We start from the raw sequence: 5,408 nt of genomic DNA, 5'->3' as shown, positions 1-5,408 counted from the left end.
GCAGCTTCGGCACATCTTTCGCCATCCATTGCTGCAGAAACAATTCCACCGGCATAGCCACCACCTTCACCACATGGGAAAAGTCCTTTGATCACTGGGTGTTCCAGTTTTTCGTTTCTAGGGATGCTCACAGGAGATGAGGTTCTGGATTCCACGCCCACAATATTTGCTTCTGCCGTGTAATAACCATGCATTTTATCGCCAAAAGCCTTAAAGCCTTGTCGCAATCTACTACCAATAAGTTTAGGCAACAGGGAGTGTAGGGGAGCGGAGTTTAATCCGGGTTGGTACGAGGTAGGATTAAGGTCTACGGATAAATTTCCTTCTACAAAATCGGTCAATCGCTGAGCTGGGGCAGTTTGCGTTCTTCCGCCAGAAGTGAATGCCAGTCGCTCTAAATTCTTTTGATATTCCAATCCTTTCAAAGCCCCGAATTTCTCATATTTAGGAATATCCTTATCCACATTAATTTCCACTACGATACCGGAATTGGCATACAGGTTATTTCGTTTTGATGGTGACATGCCGTTTACAACCACCTCGCCAGGGGAAGTTGCAGCAGGTACTATGAATCCGCCAGGGCACATACAGAACGAATACACGCCACGTTCCTTCACTTGTTCCACTAAACTATACGAAGCTGCAGGTAACAATTCGCTTCGGTCACCAGAGCAGTGGTATTGAATACTGTCTATGATATGTTGCGGATGCTCTACACGCACGCCCATGGCAAATGATTTTGCCTGTAGCGCAATATCTTTTTTATGTAATAAGTCAAAAATGTCACGAGCGGAATGTCCCGTAGCCAATATTACGCGATCCACGGCCATTTCATTATTGTCATTTAAAACAATGGATTTTAACGTATTGTCCTTGATAACGAAATCGGTCACCTTGGTATTAAAATGAACTTCACCACCGTGCTGCTGTATAACTTCACGAATATTCTGTACAATTTTAGGGAGCTTATTGGTTCCGATATGTGGATGTGCATCTACCAATATTTGGTCTGTTGCACCATGAAAAACCAAACTTTCGAAAATGCGACGTACATCTCCACGTTTAAGACTACGGGTGTATAGTTTTCCATCAGAATACGTACCTGCGCCACCTTCACCAAAACAGTAATTACTCTCAGGGTTTACCTGATGGTCTTGATTAATGGCCTTCAAATCTCGTCTGCGTTCTTTTACATTGTTACCACGTTCCAAAACAATAGGTTTGTAACCCATTTCTAAACAACGTAGCGCAGCCCACATACCTGCAGGTCCAAATCCTACAATATGTATGGGTTTGGCTTTTGATACATCTTTATATTCAAAATGAAGGGCGTCGTTAGGTGCAGGTTCGTTAATATATACCGCCAATTTGTAATTGAAAACAATTTTAGGTTTACGTGCATCAATAGATTTACGTAAGACTTTAAGGGTAAAAGACCCTTGTTCGAGTCCAAGATATTGCGCTGTACGAATTTGTAATCCGTTTGGGGTTGCTTCTTCCTTTAAAGTTAACCGTAGCTGTACATTTCTAACCATGGGGCAAAATTAAAGTAAAAAGATGATGTAAAGCTGTAGCGGCTTAAAAATGCATAAGGTCTGTTGCTGTAAAATTATTTTTCAACGATGGTTCTAAATGTCAGGTTTACTCTTGGTGTTTTACTTTTTGTAGTGGGTGGCAATCTATGTAACCAGTGGGTCTGTGTTGCATCTTTCATAATTAAAAGGCTACCGTGCTCTAAAACTAGTTCAACCTTTTCTTTCGTTTCTTTGTGTTTAAATGCAAATTTTCGCTCCGATCCAAAACTTACGGAAGCTATTGCGCCATTCTTTTTCAGGTCTTTTTCTCCATCACTATGCCACGCCATGCCCTCGCTGCCATCATGATATAGGTTTAATAGGCAAGAGTTAAAGGTTTCGCCACTTTCTTGCTCTACTTTAGATTTTAATTCTAGCAGCTCTGTAGTCCATGGTAGTGCCTGCTTGGTAGTTTTTGAGTAGGTATATTGAAATGGTTTTTCGCCATACCATGCTACTTTTCTTTTGGTTATGATCTTTTTGCCAAAGATGATGGCTTCATCATTCTTCCATTCTATTTTTTTCAATAAGTCATTTAGGTAGTGTATAGCGTCTTCCTCATTTAATATTTTACCAAAATAATTTACCGTTCCGTCACGTGGAAGAAGGTTTTTCTTATGGTCAACCTCAATATCAAATAATTTCATAATGCTTGCTTTCTAACAATTCAGAGCACTAAAGTACTTGGTAATCATCTTAAAAGCAAAAGCGAATAGTTAACCTTTTTTATAAGATTTTCTATTCGCTTTTATAATTAAAAAGAACTTTGATGATATATACTAATTGCTTTTGAGCAAGTTTTTAATCGCCTTGTTCCATTTTTCTATAGACTGAAATTCTCCACTTAATTGATAGTTGACTTCAGCATCATAAAATTCAAAAACTACATCTGGTACATTGGTGTTTTTGGGGAAAAGTTGCAGCAGCAATCGCTCTGCAATTTTCTCTTTTCTGGCAAAGGATTTACCAATGTTCGCAATTTCAGTAGTTTTAATAGTGGCTAAATCGGCATACTGTTGTTGTAGTTCTTCGCCATTTTTTGAGACAAAGAATACAAATTTCTTTTCAGTGTCCAAACCTATGGCATAGTGACCAAAAATCTCATATTCCGTTAGTTTACAATGATGCGTAGTTGCGATGTCGTTTAAAGATGACATCATTTTTTTTTCTTTTATTTTTCTGTTCGTTAAAACAAAAGGCATTGCACATAGTGCAACAGATGCTAAACTAATAGCAGTTACTCCAAATTCCATATTGTAAATTTTAATTTTTTAATACTGATTATTGTATGATGTAAAGTGATACATCATAAAACCTAGTTATTTGGTTATCAAAGAGATAACCTACATGAAGAGGTCTACCAGAAATTATGGAAAGGAAAAATAAGATCAGTTTTTTTAAACTTGATCAATAGCGTTTTGGCATAAAGAATATATTGCCTGGATCTAGAAATAGAGGCAAAATCAATACTGTTAAGGCTAGCGGTAAAGCCAGTAAACGGAAGCTTGTAATTAGGCGAAATAACTTCGGCAACATCTGAAACCGAAACTTCAGTTTGCTGGGCATGTGGAGATAAAAGTTTGGTTGACGCTGTAAAATAGCTTTTTTGCGCGCTATTTTCGCTTAATGGTGTTTGGTTAAAGTTAGTTAGGGCATCTGCAGAATTAACTAGCCCAAAACAATAAATTGTAAAGAGGAGTAGCACTTTTACTATGTTGTTAAAACTTTGCATTTTATACGACAACCGCTTGATTTAATATAACATTTACTTCTGCTAAACTTTCTTCATTATCTAAAAGCAAGACCAAAGTATCGTTAGCTTTAATAATTGTAGATCCACCTGGTCTAACAAAAAGTCCGTCCCTTTTTATCATGACAATGAATGTGGTCCTTGGAAAGTGTAAATCTATAATTCGTTTTTCTACAGCAAAACTGTTGGGAACAACCGTAACTTCTTCCATGGCAGATTTGGGTAGATTAAGTATGTACCTATCGTTTTCGGCAATTGGTTTTACCTCTTCCGGTAAAGCAACATTAAGCCATTTGGCAAAAATAGATAAAGTAGTACCTTGAATTAAAACCGATGAAACCGATATAAAGAATACGATACTAAAAATAATACTAGCCTTGTCAATGCCCGCCAATAGGGGGTAAGTTGCAAATACGATAGGCACTGCACCACGTAAGCCCACCCATGAAATATATAATCTTCTGCCCATTTTCATTTTAAAGAACATAAGGCTTAATAAAACACTTACAGGTCTTGCCACAAGAATTAAGAATACCGATATAAGCAAACCAATACCTAAATAAGGTAAAATCTGAGAAGGAAAAACGAGTAGCCCCAAGGTCAAAAACAATACGATCTGCATTAGCCAAGCCATACCATCGAACATTTTTAAAATGGTAGACTTATGTATTAAATCTTGATTGCCTAAATACACGGCACAAATGTAAATAGCCAAGAAGCCATTACCGCCAACAGCGTCCGTAGCGGAAAAGGTTATGAACATTAAGGCAATGACCAGCACAGGGTACAAACCTTCAAAGCCTAATTTAATTTTGTTGATGATAATTTCACTCAGCTTTCCAAATACAAAACCGCCAATGCCACCCAATATCATTTGTTTTAAAAACAAGGGAATAATGGAGAGAACGCTCAGGTCTTGATTAATGACCAAGGTTAAAAAAGCAAGAGTAAGCACATAAGCCATGGGGTCGTTACTACCACTTTCAAGCTCTAACGTGGGTCTTAGATTACTTTTTAAGGCTAAATTTTTAGAACGTAAAATAGAGAAAACCGCTGCGGCATCTGTAGAAGATACAATAGAACCCAACAACATGCTTTCGAATATGGTAAAATCGGTAATATAATAGACGAAAGTTCCAAGGGTGACCGCTGTGAGCAAAACCCCTAGGGTAGATAGCACAAGTCCCTCTTTTAAAATAGGTTTTACAGCGTTCCAATTGGTATCTAAACCACCAGAAAACAATATAAAGTTAAGAGAGACAATACCAATGAATTGGGCAAGCTTAGGATCATCAAACTGAATACCGCCAATACCATCTGATCCGGCAAGCATACCTATGGCCAAGAAAAGGATCAATGTAGGTACCCCGAATTTATACGAAGTCTTACCTACTATAATGCTGATAAACAGTAATATAGAGCCTACAAGAAGTATGTTTTCTATGGTAAGGTTCATTGGTGGTCAGTTGCCTTAATTTTAAGGCAACAAAGTTAGATCATTTATCAAAAAACCAATACAAATGTTAAGGTTTGGCACAATGTTAACATGTTGTATAGCTGTTTAAATAAGGTTGAAAAAACTATTCCGTTTTACTTAGCAAAGCAATAATAATATTTATGAGATAAAGAGGTTGAATGTAGAGTACTAAGGAAAAAATATAAAAGACAATTACCTGCATTTCAAGAAAGTTTTCAAAATTATAAGAGAAACCGTCTTGTTCTATGCTGGGTAGGGAAAAGAAAATTAAAATAATTGAGAAGAAGCCAATAACCGTAATGATTAAATGAATCACGGTCAGCCAATATACCAACCTTCTGTTCAGTCTAATTATAACCCAATATCCAAAACCTATAATTGCAAATATAATAGAGATTAGTACAGCTAAATTGATCAACCCCAGTACATAATAGGTGTCATGAATATTAAAGTAGAATGTTTTATCAGGTTTTAGAAATCCTGTAAGTAGTATTATGGGAATCAGAATCCAGAAAACAATATGGGGTGTTTTGGTAATTTTAGTCATCTGTTGGTTGTAGTATTATTCCTAAAGTCAAGTTAATCATTATTAAGAGAATCACAATAA

Annotated in this window: 6 protein-coding genes; all 6 read right to left on the bottom strand. The window is 36.8% G+C overall.

Translation table 11 applies throughout. The features are described 5' to 3' along the window. Positions 1-1,535, bottom strand: a 1,535-nt coding sequence (locus QZ657_RS17090) for an NAD(P)/FAD-dependent oxidoreductase (protein ID WP_291968236.1), incomplete at its 3' end; no start/stop codon positions are given. Between the two features lie 74 nt (positions 1,536-1,609). Continuing rightward, on the bottom strand, positions 1,610-2,221 hold the full coding sequence (locus QZ657_RS17085) for an alpha-ketoglutarate-dependent dioxygenase AlkB family protein (protein WP_291968235.1): 612 nt from the start codon (positions 2,219-2,221) through the stop codon (positions 1,610-1,612). Between the two features lie 132 nt (positions 2,222-2,353). Next, the gene (locus QZ657_RS17080) at positions 2,354-2,827 is read right to left on the bottom strand and encodes a hypothetical protein (RefSeq protein WP_291968234.1); all 474 of its coding nucleotides are present in this window, start codon (positions 2,825-2,827) and stop codon (positions 2,354-2,356) included. A 104-nt stretch (positions 2,828-2,931) separates the two neighbouring features. Further along, a complete protein-coding gene (locus QZ657_RS17075) occupies positions 2,932-3,306 on the bottom strand; it encodes a hypothetical protein (RefSeq protein ID WP_291968233.1) in 375 nt (124 codons plus the stop codon). A gap of 1 nt (position 3,307) precedes the next feature. Continuing rightward, entirely contained in the window at positions 3,308-4,780 is a 1,473-nt protein-coding gene (locus QZ657_RS17070) for a potassium/proton antiporter (RefSeq protein ID WP_291968232.1), read from the bottom strand. A gap of 124 nt (positions 4,781-4,904) precedes the next feature. Next, positions 4,905-5,348 carry a hypothetical protein gene (locus QZ657_RS17065; protein ID WP_291968231.1) on the bottom strand — a complete coding sequence of 148 codons (444 nt, stop codon included), beginning with the start codon at positions 5,346-5,348 and terminating at the stop codon, positions 4,905-4,907. Between the last annotated feature and the right edge of the window lie 60 nt (positions 5,349-5,408).

Source organism: Maribacter sp. (assembly GCA_020629415.1).
Lineage (GTDB): Bacteria > Bacteroidota > Bacteroidia > Flavobacteriales > Flavobacteriaceae > Maribacter > Maribacter huludaoensis.
The sequence above is the reverse complement of the archived record's forward strand: the minus strand, read 5'-3'. Positions and strand labels throughout refer to the sequence as shown.